The organism is Massilia sp. 01N410, assembly GCF_056399665.1.
Window position 1 is genome coordinate 182,601 of sequence record NZ_JBFTRV010000001.1, and the last position, 20,372, is coordinate 202,972.

The window sequence follows — 20,372 nt, forward strand, 5'->3', positions numbered from 1 at the left end:
TACTCCGCGACCCTAGTCCAGACCGCGCCAGGCCACCCGATTCCGTCCCCCATGCTTGGCCCGGTACAACTGCACATCAGCCGCTTCGAACAGCTCGGCCGCCGTTTCCGGACGCTGTCCCGGCCCATGTTCGCCCAGGGTGGCGCCGCCCGCGCTGACGGTCAGCCAGGGCACCACGCCGGACGCCGCGTGCGCAAGCTGCAGGTCGACGATGGCCTTGAGGATGCCGTCCACCACGTGCCGGGCCTGGGTGGCGTCGGTGTCCGGCAGCAGCAGCACCACTTCCTCGCCGCCGTAGCGGGCCGCGAGATCGGCCGGGCGGCGCAGGCCGGCGCTGGCGGCGCGCGCCACCGCGCGCAGGGCGCGGTCGCCGGCCGGGTGGCCGTAGTGATCGTTGTACTGCTTGAAGGCGTCGATGTCGAGCAGGGCCAGCGACAGCGGCCGGCCGTTGCGCTGGGCGCGCTGCCATTCGACCTCGTACAGCTCGTCGAAGCGGCGGCGGTTGGCCAGCTCGGTCAGGCCGTCGACGTTGGCCAGGCGCTCCAGCATGCGGCGTTGCCTCACCAGTTGCAGGTGCATGGCCACGCGCGCCATCACCACGGTGGCGTTGAAGGGCTTGGCGATGTAGTCGGCGGCGCCCGCATTGAGACCGTTGGCTTCGTCTTCCGGCCGGTTCATGCCGGAGATGAAGATGACCGTGGTATGGGCTGTCTGCGGATCGGCGCGCAGCCGGCGCAGCACTTCGTAGCCGTCCATGTCCGGCATCATCACGTCCAGCAGCACCAGGTCGGGTGCGTGGCGCTGGGTGCGCTCCAGCGTCTGTTCGCCGTTCTTCGCCAGCAGAACCGTGTACTCGGGCTTCAGGAGGTCGGCCAGCACCTGGCGGTTGATCGCATCGTCGTCGGCGATCAGGACTTTCTGCGGTTCGAGCGGATTCATGCCTGCGCTTCGTCCAGCTGTTCCAGTTCCGCGAGCAGGGCCAGCGCACTGTCGTACTCGATATCGTCGACCGCCTTGCGCAGCGCCGCCAGCAGGGCCGCGTGACTGCCTGCCTGCAGGGCGGCCTGCAGTTCGGCGAGGGCGTCTTCGGCACGCGCGTCGGCGGCGCGCAGATAGCCGGCCAGGCGCCGCACCAGCGCCGGCACGCCGGTCCCCGTTGCGGGCGCCTGCTCGGCGCGGCTGTCGCTGTCCGCAGCCTGGCTGCGCGCCAGGCCCTGCAGCACGGCATCGAGGCTCAGCGAGAGTTCCGGCGCCAGCAGCGGCAGGCGCTCGCGGCGGCCGGCGCGCAATTCCTGTTCGAGGTCGCCGGCGATGCGCGCCAGGGCGGCGGCGCCGATATAGGTCGCGCCCGAGCGCAGGTTGTGCGCCAGTCCGAGCAGGACCTCGTCGGCGCCGCTGGAGAGGGCATCGCGGATCAGGGCCGGCGCCTGGCCGTATTCGCGGACGAAGCTGGCGAGGCGGCGGCGCAGGCGGGCCGGCTCGCCGCCGGCGCTGGCCAGCGCCAGGCTCCAGTCGACCCCGGCCAGTGGCGGTGGCAGCGCCGCGCCGGCGTCGCCGGCATCGGCGCCGGGGGAAGCATCCCGCGCTTCCGGCAGCGCGCGTCCCAGCAGGCGCGCCGGCTCGATCCAGCGCAGCAGCGCGTGGAACAGCAGCTCCGGTTCGATCGGCTTGACCACGTGGTCGTTCATGCCGGCCGCCAGGCTGCGTTCGCGGTCGCCGGACATGGCGTCGGCGGTCATGGCGACGATCGGCAGCGTTTCGCGGCCGGGCAGGGCGCGGATCGCGCGCGCGGCGCTCAGGCCGTCCAGCACCGGCATCTGGATGTCCATCAGCACCAGGTCGTAATCGCCTTCCTTCACCATCGCCACGGCTGCCAGGCCGTCGACGGCGGTGTCGACCCGCATGCGCGCGGCCGCCAGGAAGTCGAGCGCGACCTCGCGGTTGTTGGCATTGTCGTCGACCAGCAGGATGCGGGCGCCGTCCAGGCGGGCCAGGTCGGGCAGGGCGCCCGGACCGGCGGCGCCGGCCGGCAGCACCAGTTCCGGATGCAGGGCCTGCAGCACACTGTGGTAGAGCAGGGCCGGGTTCACCGGCTTGGTCAGGAAACCGTCCAGCGGCAGGTCGCCCTGTTCCTGCAGCACGCCTTCGCGGGTGCAGGCGCTGACCATCAGGATCGCCGGCGGCGCCTTGACGCGGGCATCGAGCCGGATGCGGCGGATGGTCTCGACGCCGTCCCAGCCGGGCATGCGGTAATCGATCAGCACCAGCTCGTAGGGGTTGCCGGCGTCTGTGGCCTGGGCCAGCAGTTCGAGGGCGTCCTCGCCGGAGGCGGCCACGCTGGCGCGGATGCCGTAGGCGCCGAGCATCTCGACCAGGGCGTCGCGCGCGCTGGCGCTGTCGTCGACCACCATCACGCGGGCCTGGCCCAGGGCGGCCGAGGGCAGGTCGTCGGCGCTGCCGACGCCGAGCGTGACGGTGAAGCTGAAGCGGCTGCCGGCGCCCAGTGTGCTGGTCACGCCGATCGCGCCGCCCATCAGCTCGACCAGCTGCCTCGAGATCGTCAGGCCGAGGCCGGTGCCGCCGTACTTGCGGGTGATCGAGCTGTCGGCCTGGGCGAAGGCCTGGAACAGGCCGGCGAGCTGTTCGCCGCTCATGCCGATGCCGGTGTCGCTGACGGTGAAGCGCAGGCGCGCCTGGCCGGCCGCGCGGTCGACCGGCTCGACCAGCTCGACCGCCACCACGATCTCGCCGCGCTCGGTGAACTTGACGGCATTGTTGGTCAGGTTGATCAGCACCTGGCCCAGGCGCAGCGGATCGCCCACCAGGTGGGGCGGCACGTCCGGCGCAACGCGGAACACCAGCTCGAGCTGCTTGGCGTCGGACTTGACGCCGGCGATGCCGGCCAGGTGATCGAGCAGGCCGTCGAGGGCGAACGGGGTCGCCTCGACGGTCATGCGGCCGGCCTCGATCTTGGAAAAGTCGAGGATGTCGTTGATGATGCCCAGCAGGTGCTCGCCGGCGCCGAGGATCTTGCCGAGGTAGTTGCGCAGCTTCGGATTCGGCTCGGCCATCAGGGCCAGCCGGCTCATGCCGAGGATGGCGTTCATCGGCGTGCGGATCTCGTGGCTCATGTTCGCCAGGAACTCCGACTTCATGCGGGTCGCGGCTTCCGCGCGCAGGGTGGCGTCGCGGGTCGCGCGGCTGCGCAGGCCGACGATGCGCAGGAAGGCCAGCATGTCGAGGGCGGCGCCGAACTGCACCGCGTGCATGTTCCAGAAGTCCGGGGCGGCGCCCCCATGCGATACCTTGGTCATGACGGCGGCGCCGGTGAAGCTGATCGTCCAGCCGACCAGCAGCCAGATGCCGACCGGGTCGCGGCGGCGCGCCAGGCGGAAGGCGCCCGGCAGGCCGAACAGGGTGGGGAAGATGCCGAGGGTGCTGACCATCATGATCAGGAACTCGTCGTGGATCAGGTCGAGGCCGAAGGCGGCCGCGTTCAGCAGGCACAGCACGGCGCAGGACTTCATCACGATCGAGAAGACGCGGTCGCGGCCGGGACGGGCCAGCAGGTGCTCGACGAACAGGTAGGCGCTGCAGGAGCACAGCATGGCCGCGATGCCGCTCAGGTGCAGCGCCGCCCACATATTCCCCGGCCACAGGTAGCGGCCGCCGACGCCGTACACCGCGGCCGAATAGATGGCCAGGCTGCCGATGTACAGCGCGTACTTGGCGTACAGCGATTCGCGCAGGTGGGCCCATTGCGCCAGGCTGTAGATCACCAGGAACAGGCTGAGGCCGGACAGCAGGCCTTGCAGGAGCTGCTCGTCCATCGCCGCACTGTAGGAGGCTTCTGGCTTGCGCAGCATGACCGGCAGGATCTTCGGCGCCTCGGTCTGGACCTTCAGCAGCACCTCATAGTGCACGCCGGGTTCCAGCTCGAGCCGGAAGGCGGGGTTGCCGTGCCCGAGGGCGCCCTCCGGATCGATCCCGGAACCGCCCGCCGCGTGACGCACGATACGGCCGTCGCGCAGCAGCCAGAGGTCGGCGCGGGTGATCAGGCCATAGGCGATGTCGAGCACCCAGTCGCCGTCGTCGGTCATCGCCGCCTGCACCGGAAAGCGCAGCCATGCCGTACCCTTCCGCACGCCGATGCTGGCGAAGGGCGAACCCGGATCCTTGAAACGTTCCGGCGCGTCCGCCAGGATGCCGACGTCCAGCCGGTGACCGGGATCGACCAGCACCCGGACCGCCGGCCATGGATCGACCTCGGGCTGGCGGCCGTCGAGCAGCAGCGCGGCCTGGCCGCCAGCCGGCGCCGCGGCCTTTGATGGCAGCGGCAGCAGGGCCAGCATGGCCAGGAAGAGCGGGACGATCCAGGTTCGCATGGCGGGTTCCCTGCTCAGAAGCGGTAGTCGACGCGCAGGTCGGCGGTACGCGGCTCGCCTGGCAGCGCCATGCCGAAGCTGTTCACGGTGGTCGGACGCACTTCATTCTCGAGGTTGCGCACGCGCGCCTGCACGGTCCAGCTGGCGCCCTGCGGTTCCCAGGCCAGGCGCAGGTCGGACTCGGTGTGGCCCGGCACCCAGTACTTCAGGGCCTGGGTCGGCACCGTCAGCAGGGCGCGGCTGCTGGCGCGCGTGTGGACGCCGGCCACCAGCGCGCCGCCGGCCAGGCCAAAGCGGTGCTCCCAGCCGAGCGACAGGGTGCGGGTGGGTGTGCGGTCCAGCTTCACGCCGGCCCAGGAATGCACGCCGTCAGGCGAGTAGCTGATGTAATGGGCGTCGGTGAAGGTCAGCGCATAGTCGAAGCGGTCGGCCGCGGTGGGGCGCAGCTGGCCTTCGGCTTCGAGGCCGTTGACCACGGCCTGGCCGGCATTGCTGGTCACGTAGACCGGTGAGCCGTTGTGGAAGGCCACCGCCGACAGTTGCAGGTTGCGGTAGTCGTAATGGAAGGCCGCCAGGTTCAGGCTGGCGCGATTGCCCCAGAAGCGGGTCTTGGCGCCGGCTTCCCAGGAGCGGACCGTCTCCGGTGCGTAAGTCAGGTCCGCGGCCGGCACCTGGCTCAGCGCATTGCAGCGCACGCCGAGCTTTTCATCACCGGCCGCGCAGCCGTCGTTGAAGCCGCCGGCCTTGAAGCCGGTGGCGGCGGTCCCGTACAGCATGCTGCCCGGTGCAAGATCAAGCTCGGCACCCAGGCGCCAGGTGGTCTTGTGGATCGACAGCTCGCCGTGGTCGAGGGCGCGCAGGTCGGTGGCCGGATTGAAGGTGCGCGCCTGCTGGTAGCCGATGGTGCCGACCCGCGACTTATTGTCCATGTTGTAGCGGGCGCCGGCGGTCAGGCGCAGGCTGTCGGTCACCGGGTAGGTGGCCTGGCCGAACACGGCGCGGCTGCGCGACACCGACGGGATGATGTCCCAGACGTAGTAGGGCGTCAGGCCGATCGGCTCCATGTCGCGGTAGACGTAGTGGTTGCTGGCGTCTTCGCGGAACCAGTACAGGCCGCCCTGGGCGTTCAGGCGGCCGCCCGGCTTGGTGGCGAAGCGCAGCTCGTGCGAGTCCTGGTTGTAGTCGCCGTTGAAGTCATGGCGCAGGCCGATCGCGAAGGTCGGCACCACCCGGTAGTAATAGTTGTACAGGTAGTTGTTCGAAAAATCGCGGTGCGAGCCCAGCCAGGTGGCGTTGAACCCGCCCAGGTCCCAGTTCAGCTCCGCCGACAGCGCCGAGGTGGTCTTGTGCGTATAGCCCTGTTCGGGACGCATGTTCGGCGCGATGAAGGCGTTCGTCAGGCGCTGCGCGGCGGGAGCGTCGAACCAGACCGGCGCGCCCTGCGCGGCACCGCGGTAGAAATTCGTGTCGGGCAGGCTGTCGTCGTTGCTGGCGTCGTTCTGCGTGTGCTCGTAGCGCAGCAGCAGCGAGCCGTCCCTGCCCAGGCCCAGTCTGGCCGAGAGGCGGGCGGACCAGTCGTCGCGGTCCAGGCCAAGGTGGTAGGGCGTGCCCTGGGCATTGCGCAGGAAGGACTCGCGCTGATTGGCGGCGACCGCGGCGCGCAGCGCGAGCGTCTCGCTCACCGGCACGTTGACGGTGGCGCCCAGCTTGCGGCTGTCGTAGCTGCCGATTTCCGCATGCGCCTCGCCTTCGAACCAGGGCACCGGCGTCTTGCTGATCACGTGGACCACGCCGGCCGTGGTATTGCGGCCGTAGAGCGTGCCTTGCGGACCACGCAGCACTTCGATGCGGTCGACGTCGAAGAAGGACACGGTCTGGCTCTGCGGACGCGCGATGTAGACGCCGTCGAGCATGAAGGCGGCCGAGGGATCGCCCTTTTCGGTATTGTCGGCACTCGAGACGCCGCGGATCGTGATGCGCAGGCCGTCGTTGCCGTATTGGAAATAAGTATTCGGCAGGCGGTCGCCGATCGCCATCGGATCGTCGAGGCCGAGCTTGGCGAGCTGCTCGCCGGTGAGCACGCTCATCGCCACCGGGGTCCTGGATTCGGGTGCGGCGCTGCGTTGCGCGGTGACGATCACTTCCTGGATGCCATCGCCGGCGGCGCCTGGCGTTACGGTCTGGGCGCCGGCGGCATGCCAGGCGATGCCGGCCAGTGCGGCGGCCAGCAGGCTGGGGTTCGGGCGAACCCGGTACGTCTTCATGAACTTTCCTGATGCTTGAAGGATAGCCGGAGAGTCTAGCAGTTAGTGCTTATGCGCAATAGTCTCGGGTTACCAGAACGCAACGGTTTGTGACTTCTACGCAGCGGATTCAGGCGGGCGCCGACATGAAATTTTCGCAAGCCGCCTCGCCGCATCGTCGATTTCCGTCGCCGGCACCTGGCTGTAGCCAAGCAGGAGGCCGGTCCACCCTGTCTTGCGCAAGCCGGTTTCATGCCGTGTCAGGCAATGCGCGGTGATGCCGGCAACCCGTGCTGCGTCACTGATGCGGTCATCGCGCCAGTCTGGATCGGCAAACCGGAGCGCCAGATGCATGCCCGTGCCGGCGCCATGGACCGCCGCCATATCGCCGAAATGCCGGCCCAGGGCTTCGAGCAGGGCATCGCGCCGCTCGCGGTACAGGCGCCGCATGCGGCGCAGGTGCTGTACGAACTGCCCGTCGTTCAGGAATGCCGCCAGGGCGCGCTGTTCAGGCACCCGCCCATGCATGGGCAGGCGGGCCAGGGCCGGACGCGCGGCTTCGGCCAGGCCGGCCGGCAGCACCATGAAGCCGGTACGCATGGCCGGGAACATGGTCTTGCTGAAGGTGCCGAGATAAATCACCGGCGCGGATGGCGCGAGGCCTTGCATCGCGGGCAGCGCCGGGCCGTCGTGCCTGAACTCGCTGTCGTAATCGTCCTCGATGATCAGGGCGCCGGCACGGGCCGCGCTGTCCAATAGCGCAAGCCGGCGGCGCATGCCCAGCACCCCCCCGCTCGGATACTGGTGCGACGGGCTGGTATAGATCAGCCGCGGCGGGGTACGCCGCCAGTCTTCGTCGGCCGGCGCGATGCCCTCGCCGTCCACCGCGATGCCGACCGACCGCAGCTGGCCCCCGCGAAACGCCGACAGCGCGCCGAGGTAGCCCGGATTCTCGATCCAGGCAGTGTCGCCGGCATCGCTGAACAGCTGGACGCAGAGCTCCAGGCTGGCCTGCGTGCCATTGGTAACGACGACCTGTGCGGCGTCGCAGCGCACGCCGCGCGCAGCCTGCAGGTAGTCCGCGATCGCCTTGCGCAGGACCGGCAGGCCGGCAGGGTCGCAGTAATCGAACTCGAAGGGACCGGTTTCGCGCCAGGCACGGTCGAGTGCGCGGCGCCAGGACGTCATGGGAAACGCGTCGAGCGCGGGCACGCCGAGCGCGAAGGCCCCGGTCAACACGCCGGGCGAGGCCATGCCGGTCAGCGCTTGCGCGCGGCGCGACAGGGCCGACGGCGGCCGCTCCGACCCGATCCCTGCGGGAGTGGAAACCGCCACCGGCGCCACCACCGTGCCGCCGCGGGATGTGAGCAGGAGTCCTTCCGCCATGAGTTGCTCATAGGCGTACAACACGGTGTTGCGGGCGATACCCAGCTCGCGCGCCAGTATCCGGGTGGACAGGAGGCGGTGGCCGGCCGCCAGGCGGCCATCCAGGATGGCCGCGCGCAGGCTGGCGTGGACCTTGCGCTGGCGCGGCCAGCCGTCAACATCGTGGTGGCGTTCGAAATCGGCGAGCAGGAGACCATAGTCCACAGGTAGTCCTATCAGATCGGCATCGGCTGGCCCTTTCTTGGTGCCAGTGTGCTGATTATAGTCAAGGCGCTAATTAATCTTTCATGGTCTGTCGAAATCCGTTTCTTCGTTCGTCGATAAGGAATCGAACCACTGCAACCGGTATGACCCATCACCCGACGACACAATGAAAACGCCGATTGCTGCAATATTTCTCGTGCTTGGCCTGCACTGCCCCGCGATCGCGGGTTTCGCCGAGGGCGCCGCGGCCTATCGCGAGCACGATTACGAATTGGCGCTGAAGGAAATCGCGCCGCTTGCCCGGGGCGGCAATGCAGACGCCCAGCATTTGCTCGGCCTGATGTACTTCATGGGCCGTGGGGTGCCGCGCAATTACAGGCAGGCCTTCGAATGGCACTACAAGGCGGCGCTGCAAGGCGTGCCCGACGCGGAGTACGTGATCGGCGCGATGTATTACACCGGCAATGCCGTCCCGCAGGACCAGAAGCTGGCAGTGTCGTGGTTCCGCAAGGCCGCGCAGCTTGGCCAGCCGGATGCCCAGTATGCCCTCGGCCTGATGGTTCGGCACCACGTGGCCGACGTGCCGGAGGATGCGGTCACGGCCTACATGCTGTGGGATCTCGCCGCGGCAAGCGGCCACCGCAACGCCGGCGAGCAGCGCGACGACCTGGCGCGCCACATGACTGCACAGCAAATCGATGAGGCGCAAAGACGTTCACGCAACTGGCATCCCGGCATGGCTTTGCCATAAACCTTGAAAGAGAGCGCAAATGAGCTTATTCAGAACAAAGAATCTGGACCATTTAATGGCCAGCAGCCGCAAGCCGGGAGGCCTGAAGAAAGTCCTGGGGCCATTCGACCTGATACTGATGGGGATAGGCGCGGTGATCGGGACCGGCATTTTCGTCCTCACGGGAACGGGCGCCGTCACGGCCGGACCCGCCTTGACGCTCTCCTTCATCATCGCCGGCGTCTGTTGCGGACTGGCGGCCCTGTGCTATGCGGAGTTCGCCTCGACCGTTCCGGTCGCAGGGTCCATCTACACTTACAGCTATGTGACGATGGGCGAGCTGGTCGCCTGGATCATCGGCTGGGACCTGCTGCTCGAATACGGCCTGGCGACCTCCGCGGTGGCGGTAGGCTGGTCCGGCTATTTCCAGTCCCTCATGACGAGCTTCGGCCTGTCCCTGCCGGAGTCGCTGCGCGGCGCGCCCGGGGCGGTGCCGGGGCAGCACACCTGGTTCAACCTGCCGGCCTTCTGCATCATGATGGTACTTACGGGGATGCTGTCGCTGGGCGTGCGGGAATCCGCGCGCGTGAACAACATCATGGTGATCATCAAACTGGGCGTGGTCCTGCTGTTCATCGGCGTCGGCGCCCGCCACGTCCATCCGTCGAACTGGCACCCCTTCATGCCGAACGGCGCCGGCGGCACGCTGAGCGCCGCCGCTCTCATGTTCTTCGCCTTCATTGGCTTCGATTCCGTCACCTCGGCCGCCGAGGAAGTGAAGCGTCCCGAGCGCGACTTGCCGATCGGCCTCATCGGAACGCTGGCGACGTGCACGATCATGTACATCATCGTGACCGCCATCATGACCGGCATCGTTCCCTACGCAAAGTTCCTCGGCATCGACCATCCGGTGTCGCTGGCGCTTCAATACGCTAACGAGACCTGGTTCGCGGCCTTCGTGGACGTCGGGGCCATCCTCGGCATGACGACCGTGATCCTGGTGATGGCCTACGGCCAGACACGCATCCTGTTCGCCATGTCGCGTGACGGCCTGCTGCCGCATAAGCTGTCCGAGATCCATCCGCGCTTCGGCACGCCTTTCTTCGCCACCTGGATCGTCGGGCTCATCTTCGGCTTGCTGAGCGCGGTCGTGCCGCTCGGCGTGCTCGGCGAACTGGTCAACATGGGCACGCTGGCGGCCTTCTGCCTGGTCTCGGTCGCCGTCATCGTGCTGCGCAAGAAGCGCCCCGACCTGCACCGCGCCTTCCGCTGCCCTGGAGTGCCCGTCGTGCCGGTGCTCGCGATCGTGTTCTGCGCCGTGCTGATGGCCTTCCTGAGCAGGACCACCTGGGCCGCCTTCCTGGCATGGCTGGCGCTCGGCCTGGTGGTGTACTTCGGCTATGCCCGGCAACGGTCCCTGCTGAACCTGCCCGACCATCAAGCGCAACATCAGGAGGAGAAGGAATGTCCGAACTAAAGGTAAAGTGTTTTTCCGTGTCGCTCGATGGCTTTGGCGCCGGCCCGAACCAGAGCCTGGAAAATCCCATGGGTGAAGGCGGGGGCGGATTGCTCCAGTGGTTCCGCGGCACCCGTACTTTCCAGCGCATGACAGGAAACGAAGGCAAGGGCGTGGATGGTCCGGACAAGGATTTTGCAGCCCGCGGCCTCGACAATCTTGGCGCATGGATCCTGGGCAGGAATATGTTCGGTCCGATCCGCGGGCCATGGCAGGACGACGAGTGGAAAGGCTGGTGGGGCGACGAACCCCCGTATCGCGTCCCCGTCTTCGTGCTGACCCACCCTGCACGCGCGCCGCTGGCGATGAAGGGCGGCACGACCTTCTATTTCGTTACCGACGGCATCGAGTCCGCCTATGCGCAAGCCCGCCTCGCCGCGAACGGCAAGGACGTGCGCCTGGGCGGCGGCGTGGCGACCGTACGCGAGTACCTCGAGGCCGGCCTGGTGGACGAGATGCACCTGGCGATTGCCCCGGTATTGCTGGGATCCGGCGAATCCCTGTTTGGAGGCCTCGATCTTCGCAGCATGGGATTCCGCTGCACCGAGCACCTGCCGACGCCCTCGGCGACGCATGTCGTGCTGCGCAAGGACTGACGGCCGCGCCGGGCCGGGGTCCAGCTCAGTGGCCCCGCAGCAGGTCGGCGCGCGGATAAGCCCACCCCGGCACCCGGGCCGGGCAGGGCGCCTGCGCCAACCCGGCATACCCCATGGTCGAGAAATTCCGGCTACCCGGCTCACCCCAGCGCACATCGGTCGCCACCCCGTCGGCCAGCGAAGGCGCGCGCGCAAATCGCATCCAGGCATTCACATGGCAGTTGGTGGAAGCAAGCTTGCGCAGCGCCGCCACCGGCTGGCGGTCTTCGGCGTGCCAGGCAATCTGCGGCGGCGCGTCCTCGAGCGCGGGACCGGCGATGCGCACAGGGCAGTGCGACACCGGGCTCAAGCCGGGCGCGATGCTCAGCATGCCGCGCCGCAGGTGGACGGTGCCGGCGGCGTCGGTACCGGTGCGGGCCACGGTGACGAAGGACCAGCACAGCGGATTGGCCGGGTAGGCCGACAGCGCCGTGTCCAGCAGGCGCTCGCCGGCATCGATGCGTTTCAGTTCGGCGTCGACGATGGCGTGCGCCTGCTGCAGGGCCATCGCTTGCACGCCGACGAAGAGCAGGGCGGCCGCCAGTCCGGCGCCGAGCGCCATGCGTCCGCGTTCGGCGCGGGTCTCGCCGTGGTGTTCGTCGTTCCGGCGCTGGATCCAGGCCAGCAGCAGGCCCAGCGCCGCCAGGCCGGCCAGCGAACCCCATTGCAGGAAACCCAGCACGGCAGCCGCCAGCGGCACCAGGGCGATCACGGCCAGCCACAGCCGGCGCAGCGGACGGCTGCGAATCATCTCCGCCAGCGGCACGCCGAAAGCGATCCAGAACACCGGTTCGACGATGAAGACCAGGTCGCCGTAATACCAGTTCGGGTCGAAGGGCCAGAAGGGATGCACGCCGTAGACGTTCAGGCTGTCCATGCCGATGTGCAGCAGCAGCCCGACGCTTGATGCCAGCAGGGCGCCGAGCCGCGCCGTCGGACTCTCGCGCAGCAGGCGCCGCGCGGACGGCCACAGCAGCCAGACCAGGGCCAGCAGCAGAGCGGCCTCGGCGAGGGCGACCACGAGCGTGTGCGTGTGGCCGCGGTGGTGCAGCAGATAGCCGAGCGGCGGTCCGAGCAGGCCGGTCAGCACCAGGTCGAGGTCGGGGAAGTTGCTGGCCAGGCAGCCGATGGTGAGCAGCATGCGCGAGCGTACGCGGCGGTGTTCCACCTGAGGTTCGGCGGGCAGGCTGCGGTCGATCAGGGCGCCGATCCCGAGACCGACGACGGAGTGGGTGAGATTATCCATTCTGCAATCTTACCCGGAATACATTGGAAATGGCTTAGCCGGGCGGCACTACCAGCGCTCCCACATAGCCTTCGGGCAGGACGAGCGCCAGGCAGCGGCTCGCACGCAATGGAGCATCGCCGTCCTCACTCCATTCGACCAGCTCGCGGCCCAGGTATTTCAGGCGCGCCTCGCGTTCGGTCCAGGCGCGCGCAAAGGCCAGCATGCGCTCGTCGGGCGGCAGTGGAATCAGCCTTTCCGCCACCTCAGGGCCGAGAAAATCGCGCGCCACCGCTTCCCAGTCGGGGAAGGCGGCGGCGTCAAAGACCTGGGTGACGTCGATGCCGACCGCGCCCCGCAGCGAGATCGCCGCCACCGACAGCGCGCCGTCATGGCTGATCGCCAGCCAGGCGCGGCGCAGGCCGGAGGGCGCATCCAGCACCGCATAGGGCGGCACCCCTGGTTCGGCGCGCAGGACGATGCGTTCAAGCGGCAGGCCGCTCAACTGCCCGAGCGCGGCGACGATGGCGTCGCGGATCGCCCGCCGGGCATGGTCGCGGTCGGCATCGCCCTGGATGCCGATGACGCCGACCTCAAAATCTGCAACTAACCGACAAGGTCCGGCAGGCTCGGCGAAAAACCCCCGGCCGCCAGCAGCGGCCGGGGGAAGCAGCATCCATTGAACGGGAACTGCGGCGGCGTCCTCCATCGATATCCTCCTCGGGCCCGCTCAGCTTCGTTGTGGCGCGGCCGGCAGGCCGGACCAGGCGGTGGCATCCGGAATGTGCTCGCCCTTCATCACCAGGGTCAGCGGGCCGATGCGGGCGTTGTGGCCGACCCGGGCGCTGTACAGCACCGCGCTGCGCGGGCCCACGTACACCTTGCTGCCGATCTCGACCTGGTCGATCTTCATCACGCGGTCTTCGAACAAATGGGTCTGCGGGCAGGACAGGGCGTTCAGTTCGCTGTGGTCGCCGATCGTCACGCAATCGAATTCCGTGATGTCGGTGGTGTCCATGTAGACGCCCTTGCCGATCCGGCAGCCGAGCATGTTGAAAGCCAGCGGCAGCCAGGGCGTGCCGCGCAGGTAGCGCATGAAGTTGGGCACGGCAATGCCCTCGTACATATTGGTCACGCCCTCGGACAGCCAGACGAAGGGCGTCCACATCGGGTCGGCGCGCTTCTTGTAGCGGCCCAGCAGCAGCCATTTGAAGGCCAGCACGAACAGGTAGTTGCCGATGCCGTAGGCCAGTCCGATCAGGGCCAGGTACCAGATCACTTCGCCCCATCGGCCGGCGCCGGCCAGCGGCATCAGGTCCAGCACCACCGTATAGCCTACCGCGATCACCACCGCGTGCGGCGCGACGATGCGGAAGGCTTCCACCAGAGTGCGGCCCAGGCGCCGCGCCATTGATGGGCGATAGGTCAGGTGTTCCGGATAGCCGCTGACCTGTTCGCGCGCCGGCAGGTGGATCGGCGGCGAGCCGAGCCAGGTGTCGCCGCCCGTCATGCGTTCGTTGGCCGGGGCGTGGGTGTGCACGCCCACCAGCACCCCTTCCGGCAGCACGGTGCCGTCCGGGATGTAGCTGCCGTTGCCGACGAAGCTGCGGTTCGAGACCACGGTCGGTTCCATCGTCATCCAGCCGCCGTCGATCTGCTCGTCGCCCAGCATCACGGCGTCGGCGATGAAGGTCTCGTCGCCGAGGGTCAGCATGTCGGGCACCACGCCCAGCGCGGTCGAGATCTCGGCGTCGCGGCCCACCTTGGCGCCCAGCAGGCGGTACCAGAAGGGCGCGAACACGGTGGCGTAGATGCCGTGCAGGACGTTCAGGCTCGATTCCTGGATGTGGCTGACCAGCCACTTCTTGCAATAGGTGTTCGAGTGGACGGCCGAGCGGCCCGGCTGCATGCGCGGCAGGAAGCCCCAGCGGATCGCCGCCGACACCAGCATGGTCAGGAAGATCAGCACGGCGCTGGCCGGCAGCGCCAGCACGAAGTAGCGCACCAGCTGGCCGTGGATGGTGTTGGCCTGCATCCAGGCCAGGGTACCGCGTTCGTCGAACCAGTCGATCAGCACGAAGCTCGGGAAGACCGGCATGAAGAACAGGGTCGCCACCAGCAGGATGCCGAACACGAAGAACAGCGCTTCGCCGGCCAGCCGCAGGCGGGAAGCGCGCGGCCGCGGCGGCAGGATGGAGGGATCGAAGGCGCCCGCGTCGCGCGCCGGCGAGCCGGACCACACGCGGCCGTCCGGCACCATGGCGCCGTCGCTGAGGGCCGACTGGCCTTCCATGTGGCCGCGCCGGCCGACCCGGGTATTCCCTTCGAGGATGGCGTAGGACGAGACGCAGGCATCGTCGTCGAGCGTGATGTGGCCGAGGAGCAGGCGTCCGCGTTCGACGCGCGCGTTCTCGAAGTTGACGCCGTTGCCGATGCTGACGTTGTCGCCGAGGGTGAACAGGTCCGGCGAGCGCAATGTCATCGAGCCGATCACGACGTCCTTGCCGACCTTCGCGCCCAGCACCCGCAGCCACCAGGCGTACAGCGAGGAGCCGGCCAGCAGATAGGTGGGCGCGGCTTCGACCAGGCGGTCGGACAGCCACCAGCGGTAATAGGTCATGCCCCACAGCGGATAGCTGCCGGGCTTCAGGCGGCCGGCCACCAGCCATTTACCGGCGGCGGCGAACACGAATTCCATCAAGGTCGCCAGCAGGAACACGCCGATCGAGGCCGCGACCGCGCGCAGGGTCGAGTCGCCCGGGTCGCCGGTCATGAAGTGGTAGGTGAAGAAGGGCGCCAGCCACTGCGCCATGCGCAGGGTCACCAGCACCGGCACCGCCGCCAGCTGGGCCAGGCCGCAGGCCCAGCGCCGCGCTTCCGGCGGCGGGGTCCAGTCCTGCTCCATCTGGGCGGTGCCGGCGGCCTGGTCGAGGCCGGAGGCGATCGCACCGATCTGGCGTTGCTGGTAGATGTCGCGCACCGTCATGTGGGCGAAGCGCGGATCGCTGCGCATGGCCGTGGCCAGGCGCGCGGCGAAGAAGGAGTGGCCACCCAGGTCGCTGAAGAAATCGAGCTCGCGGCGGATCGGCTGGCCCGGGAACAGCTGGGCCAGGGCCGCGAACAAGGCTTCCTCGGCCGGGGTTTCGGCGATGTCCGATTCGGCGGCGTCGCTGGGCAGCGGCGCGCTCAGCGCCATCGCCTTCAGCGCCTTGCGGTCGATCTTGCCCGAGGTCAGGCGCGGCATCACGTTCAGGACTTCGAAGCGGCTCGGCACCATATACGGCGGCAGGCGGGCGGCCAGCGCCTTGCGCAAGGTGGAGGCGGCCAGCTGCTCGCCGGTGGCACCAAGGGCCGGCACCAGGTAGGCCACCAGGCGGTCGATGCCGTCGTCCTTGCGCAGCAGGACCGCGGTGGTGCCGATGCCGTCCTGCTGGGCCAGCACGGCTTCGATTTCGCCCAGCTCGACGCGGAAGCCGCGGATCTTGACCTGGTCGTCGGTGCGGCCCAGGCAGACCACTTCGCCGTCCGGCTCGATGCGCGCCAGGTCGCCGGTGCGGTACAGGCGGGTGTCGTCGGCGCTGGCGCTCCAGGGATTGGCCTGGAATTTTTCGGCGGTCAGGTCGGGGCGGCCCAGGTAGCCGGCGGAAAGCCCCGGGCCGATGATGCACAGCTCGCCGGTGTCGCCGCGCGGCAGGATCTGCAGCCCCTTTTCGGTATCCGTGGAGATTACCAGCAGCCCGTAATTGGGGAGCGGCTTGCCGATCGTGATCAGGCGTCCCGGATGGAGCGAAGCCAGGCTGGCCGAGACCGTGGCTTCGGTCGGGCCGTAAGTGTTGAACATCTGGCGGCCGGGCTTCGAAAAGCGTTCGACCACGGTTTCCGGGCACATCTCGCCGCCCAGGTTGATGATGCGCAGGCCAGGGACGTCCTCGGCAAACAGGGCCAGCAGGGTCGGCACCGCGTGCAGCACCGTGACGCCGTTTTCCTGCAGCAGGCGCGGCAAGGCTTCGGGATCGCCGGCCGTCTCCTTGGGTCCCAGCCACAGGGTGGCGCCAACCAGCCAGGAGATCCAGATCTCCTCGAAGGACATGTCGAAGGCGACCGAGAAGCCCTGGTAGACCGTGTCGTCGGCCCGCACGCCCAGCACTTCGTTTTCGCTGCGCAGGAAGTGGCAGATGCTGCGCTGGTCGATCAGGATGCCTTTCGGCTTGCCGGTCGACCCCGAGGTATAGATGACGTAGGCCGGGGCGCTGCCGCCGACCTTGCCGCGGCGTTTGAGCTCGTAGCCGGCGGGGGCGGGCGCCAGCAGGCTTTCCGCGGTGTGGATGGGGCGGTCGACCGTGGCCAGGCGCTCGCCCATGCGTTCGCTGCTCACCAGGGCCGGCGAACCGGCGTCTTCCATGCACACCAGCAGGCGTTCGACCGGGGTGTCTTCGTCGACCGGCAGCCAGGCGGCGCCGGCCTTGGCGATGGCGGCCTGCATCAGCAGCAGGTCGATTCCGCGCGGCATCCATAGGCCGACGATGTCGCCGGGCCCGATGCCGGCCTCGATCAGGCGCGAGGCGGCCAGGCTGGCCAGTTCGTCGAGTTCGCGGTAACTGAGCCGGCGGTCGCCGGCGATCAGGGCGGTCTGGCCGGGCGCGCGGCGGGCGCTGGCTTCCAGCAGGTCGGCGAGGATTTCGTCACGCAGCAGCTCGGGCTGGTGCGGACCGTACAGCACATCGGGATGCCGTGTCAGGGAGGAAATATCGTTCATCAACGGCGGCGGATGAGATCTATCGAAAAAAGCATGAGCGGGCACATGAGCGCAGAGTACCGTATTTTCGCTTCTCCCATGGTTAGCTGTCGAACTTTGCGGATTACAGAATGTTTCTCAAAGGTTTTTGATGTAGATCAAGGAAATGACCCGATTGACGTCTGTACACTTCGCGTGTTAGAAGTATTGCCGTAAAGAAACAAGGGAGTTTGTCGTGCGCACCAACCTGCCGGTCACCGGCATCGAATACATCCTCACCGATGGCCAGTCCATCGTCTCCAAAACCGACACCAAGGGACGCATCACCTACGTCAACCCCAGCTTCATCGAGGTCAGCGGCTTCGAACCCGAAGAACTGATCGGCAAGGCCCACAACGTGGTCCGCCATCCCGACATGCCGCCCGAAGCCTTCGCCGACCTGTGGCAGACGCTGAAGGCCGGTCTGCCCTGGACCGGCATGGTCAAGAACCGCCGCAAGAACGGCGATTATTACTGGGTGGTCGCGAACGTGGTGCCGGTCAAGGAGAACGGCGTCACGGTCGGCTACATGTCGGTGCGCACCCGTCCCGAACGCGAACAGGTGAAGGCCGCCGAGGAGCTGTACCGTCGCTTCCGCAATGGGGAGGCGCAGGGCCTGGCGATCCGCCGCGGCGCCGTGGTCCGGGCTGGCCTGCAGGGCCGCCTGCGTGCCCTGCGCAACCTGCCGCTGGGCCGGCGCCTGGGCCTGATGCTGGGCACCCAGTCGGCCCTGCTGGTGGCGCTGGCGGCGGCCGCCGACGGTACCGTCTGGCGCGTGCTGGGCGGCGCCGGCGCGCTGCTCACGCTGCTGGCCTGGGCCGAGCTGCAGCGCTCCATCGTCGGCCCGCTGCGGCAGGCCCAGGACGCGGTCCACGCACTGGCCGGCGGCGACCTCTCGCACCTGCCGCCGGTGGGCCGCGACGACGAAGTCGGCCGCCTGCTGCTGGCGCTGCGTCAGCTGAACGTCAACCTGACCGCCATCGTCGGCGACGTGCGCGCCAACGTCGCCTCGATCGAGTCCGCCACGCGCGGCATCGCCGCCGGCAACCAGGACCTGGCGCGCCGCACCGAGTCCCAGGCCGCCAGCCTCGAGCAGACCGCCGCCAGCCTGGCCCAGGTGGCCGCCGCGGCCGGCAACAACACCGACAGCGCGGTGCGGGCCGACGGCCTGGTGGACACGGCCTCCAGCGTGGCCGACCGCGCCGGCGTCTCGGTCCAGCAGGTGGGCGCGACGATGGGCCAGATCAGCGGCTCGGCCACCCGCATCGTCGACATCATCGGCCTGATCGACGGCATCGCCTTCCAGACCAATATCCTGGCCCTGAACGCGGCCGTCGAGGCGGCCCGCGCGGGCGAGCAGGGCCGCGGCTTCGCGGTGGTCGCCGGCGAGGTACGCTCGCTGGCCCAGCGCTCGGCCGGCGCGGCCAAGGAAATCAAGCGCCTGATCGAGGATTCGGTCGAGCAGATCGGGCAGGGCGACGAACTGGTGGGCGCCGCCGGGCAGACCATGCGCGAAGTGGTCGCCTCGGTGCAGGAAGCGGCGAGGATCATGCACGGCATCACCGTCGCCTCGCGCGAGCAGCACGGTGGCATCGCCCAGGTCAACGCCGCCATGCGCGACCTGGACGGCATCACGCGCGAGAACGCGGCCCTGGTCGAGGAAGCGGCGGCGGCGTCGGCGAATGTGGCCGAACAGGCAAGCCATCTATCGCAGGCTTTGTCGGTGTTTAAGGTCGGCCGTTTTTGATGCAGGTCAAGGATTTTCCTGATCTAAATCAATAGACTCCTTGCATACAGTGCGCTACCCATCGGTAGCGCCCGCAAGGAGTTCCTCATGACGCAGCAGTTGCAAGCAGTACCCGCCAAGATCCCGGCCTTCCAGCCGCATGTCGATTTCGACGCCGGGCTGATCTCCCGCCTCAGCAAGTCCGGCCCGCGCTACACCTCTTACCCGACCGCCGACCGCTTCACGGAAAGCTTCGGCTACCGCGACTACCTGCACGCCGTGGCCGACCGCCGCACGCGCGGCAATGCGCGTCCACTGTCGCTGTACCTGCATATTCCGTTCTGCGACACGGTCTGCTACTACTGCGCCTGCAACAAGATCGTCACCAGGAACCGCGAAAAGGCGGCCACCTACCTGGCTTACCTGAAGCGCGAAGTCGCGATGCAGGGCGCCCTGTTCGCCGGGATGAACGATGTCGAACAGCTGCACTTCGGCGGCGGCACGCCCACCTATCTGTCGGATGCGCAGATGGGCGAGCTGATGGACCATCTGCGGCGCTGCTTCCGCTTCGCTCCGGATGCAATCGGCGAGTATTCCATCGAAGTCGACCCGCGCACCGTGTCGGTGGAGCGCGTGCACAGCCTGCGCGCGCAAGGCTTCAACCGCATCAGCCTGGGCGTGCAGGATTTCGACGCCGAGGTCCAGAAGGCCGTCAACCGCATCCAGCCGGAAGAAGAGACGGGCGCCGTGATCGCCGCCGCGCGCGCCGCCGGCTTCCGTTCGGTCAGCATCGACCTGATCTACGGCCTGCCGAAGCAGACCCCGCAGACCATGACGGCCACCCTCGCGAAGGTGGTGGCCGCGGATCCGGACCGCATCGCCGTCTACCACTACGCCCACCTGCCGCACCTGTTCAAGCCGCAGCGCCGCATCCTGGAACAGGACATGCCGGACAGCGACGCCAAGCTGCGCATGCTCCAGATGTGCATCGAGCGCCTCACCGCCGCCGGCTACGTTTACATCGGCATGGACCATTTCGCCAAGCCGGAAGACGACCTCGCCATCGCCCAGCGCCAGGGCCGCCTGCACCGCAACTTCCAGGGCTATTCGACCCATGCGGATACGGACCTGGTCTCCTGTGGTGTCTCCGCCATCGGCGCGGTGGGCGCGACCTACAGCCAGAACGTCAAGACCCTGGACGCCTACTACGATGCGCTCGACCGCAACGATCTGCCGGTGGCGCGCGGCACCCGCCTCGGCATGGACGACGTCCTGCGACGCACCGTGATCCAGAAGCTGATGTGCCAGTTCGAGCTGTCGATCTCCACCATCGAGCAGGCCTTCCCGGTGGTATTCCGCCAGTACTTCGCGGCCGAACTGGCGCAACTGGCGGCGATGGAAGAGGATGGACTGGTGGTCGTGAACGGCGACTGGATCAGCGTCAGCAGCAAAGGGCGCCTGCTGATCCGCAACGTGTGCATGGTGTTCGACCGCTATCTCGCCACCCGCAGCGCCGAACCGCATTATTCGAAGACGGTGTGAAATGGG

Annotated in this window: 12 protein-coding genes; 5 read left to right on the forward strand and 7 right to left on the reverse strand. The window is 68.2% G+C overall.

What is annotated here, in order from left to right; all coding sequences use genetic code 11:
- Window positions 1-12: 12 nt before the first annotated feature.
- The 4 genes from AC1DOP_RS00840 to pdxR all read right to left on the reverse strand — a co-directional run bounded on the left by AC1DOP_RS00840 (window position 13) and on the right by pdxR (window position 8,218).
- On the reverse strand, window positions 13-939 hold the full coding sequence (locus tag AC1DOP_RS00840; protein WP_477249174.1) for a diguanylate cyclase: 927 nt from the start codon (window positions 937-939) through the stop codon (window positions 13-15).
- A complete protein-coding gene (locus tag AC1DOP_RS00845; protein ID WP_477249176.1) occupies window positions 936-4,385 on the reverse strand; it encodes a hybrid sensor histidine kinase/response regulator in 3,450 nt (1,149 codons plus the stop codon). Before AC1DOP_RS00845 ends, AC1DOP_RS00840 begins: the two co-directional genes overlap by 4 nt.
- A gap of 14 nt (window positions 4,386-4,399) precedes the next feature.
- Window positions 4,400-6,649, reverse strand: a complete 2,250-nt coding sequence (locus AC1DOP_RS00850) for a TonB-dependent receptor (protein WP_477249178.1) — start codon at window positions 6,647-6,649, stop codon at window positions 4,400-4,402.
- A 96-nt stretch (window positions 6,650-6,745) separates the two neighbouring features.
- Window positions 6,746-8,218 (reverse strand): MocR-like pyridoxine biosynthesis transcription factor PdxR, encoded by a 1,473-nt coding sequence (gene pdxR, locus AC1DOP_RS00855; RefSeq protein ID WP_477249180.1) that lies wholly within the window; start codon window positions 8,216-8,218, stop codon window positions 6,746-6,748.
- 166 nt (window positions 8,219-8,384) lie between these two features.
- Here pdxR and AC1DOP_RS00860 point away from each other — a divergent pair, with 166 nt between their 5' ends.
- The 3 genes from AC1DOP_RS00860 to AC1DOP_RS00870 are packed head-to-tail and all read left to right on the forward strand — an operon-like array spanning window position 8,385 to window position 11,060.
- Complete coding sequence (locus tag AC1DOP_RS00860; protein ID WP_477249182.1) at window positions 8,385-8,969, forward strand: tetratricopeptide repeat protein; 585 nt, start codon at window positions 8,385-8,387, stop codon at window positions 8,967-8,969.
- A gap of 19 nt (window positions 8,970-8,988) precedes the next feature.
- Complete coding sequence (locus AC1DOP_RS00865) at window positions 8,989-10,425, forward strand: amino acid permease (protein WP_441934030.1); 1,437 nt, start codon at window positions 8,989-8,991, stop codon at window positions 10,423-10,425.
- A complete protein-coding gene (locus tag AC1DOP_RS00870; protein ID WP_477249185.1) occupies window positions 10,413-11,060 on the forward strand; it encodes a dihydrofolate reductase family protein in 648 nt (215 codons plus the stop codon). Before AC1DOP_RS00865 ends, AC1DOP_RS00870 begins: the two co-directional genes overlap by 13 nt.
- Before the next feature lie 25 nt (window positions 11,061-11,085).
- Here AC1DOP_RS00870 and AC1DOP_RS00875 read toward each other — a convergent pair whose 3' ends face one another.
- From AC1DOP_RS00875 to AC1DOP_RS00885, 3 genes are read right to left on the reverse strand one after another with little or no spacing between them, the layout of a single operon-like run.
- Entirely contained in the window at window positions 11,086-12,345 is a 1,260-nt protein-coding gene (locus tag AC1DOP_RS00875; RefSeq protein WP_477249187.1) for a metal-dependent hydrolase, read from the reverse strand.
- Between the two features lie 34 nt (window positions 12,346-12,379).
- Window positions 12,380-13,000 carry a 4'-phosphopantetheinyl transferase family protein gene (locus tag AC1DOP_RS00880; RefSeq protein WP_477249189.1) on the reverse strand — a complete coding sequence of 207 codons (621 nt, stop codon included), beginning with the start codon at window positions 12,998-13,000 and terminating at the stop codon, window positions 12,380-12,382.
- Window positions 13,001-13,054: 54 nt separating this feature from the next.
- Complete coding sequence (locus AC1DOP_RS00885; protein ID WP_441934037.1) at window positions 13,055-17,080, reverse strand: Pls/PosA family non-ribosomal peptide synthetase; 4,026 nt, start codon at window positions 17,078-17,080, stop codon at window positions 13,055-13,057.
- Window positions 17,081-17,294: 214 nt separating this feature from the next.
- Between AC1DOP_RS00885 and AC1DOP_RS00890 the strand changes: the two genes are divergently transcribed.
- Together AC1DOP_RS00890 and hemN are read left to right on the forward strand one after the other, a co-directional pair.
- On the forward strand, window positions 17,295-18,845 hold the full coding sequence (locus tag AC1DOP_RS00890; protein ID WP_441934039.1) for a methyl-accepting chemotaxis protein: 1,551 nt from the start codon (window positions 17,295-17,297) through the stop codon (window positions 18,843-18,845).
- A gap of 87 nt (window positions 18,846-18,932) precedes the next feature.
- Window positions 18,933-20,366: an oxygen-independent coproporphyrinogen III oxidase gene (hemN, locus tag AC1DOP_RS00895; protein ID WP_477249191.1), complete on the forward strand. Its 1,434-nt coding sequence runs from the start codon at window positions 18,933-18,935 to the stop codon at window positions 20,364-20,366.
- The last annotated feature ends 6 nt before the right edge of the window (window positions 20,367-20,372 follow it).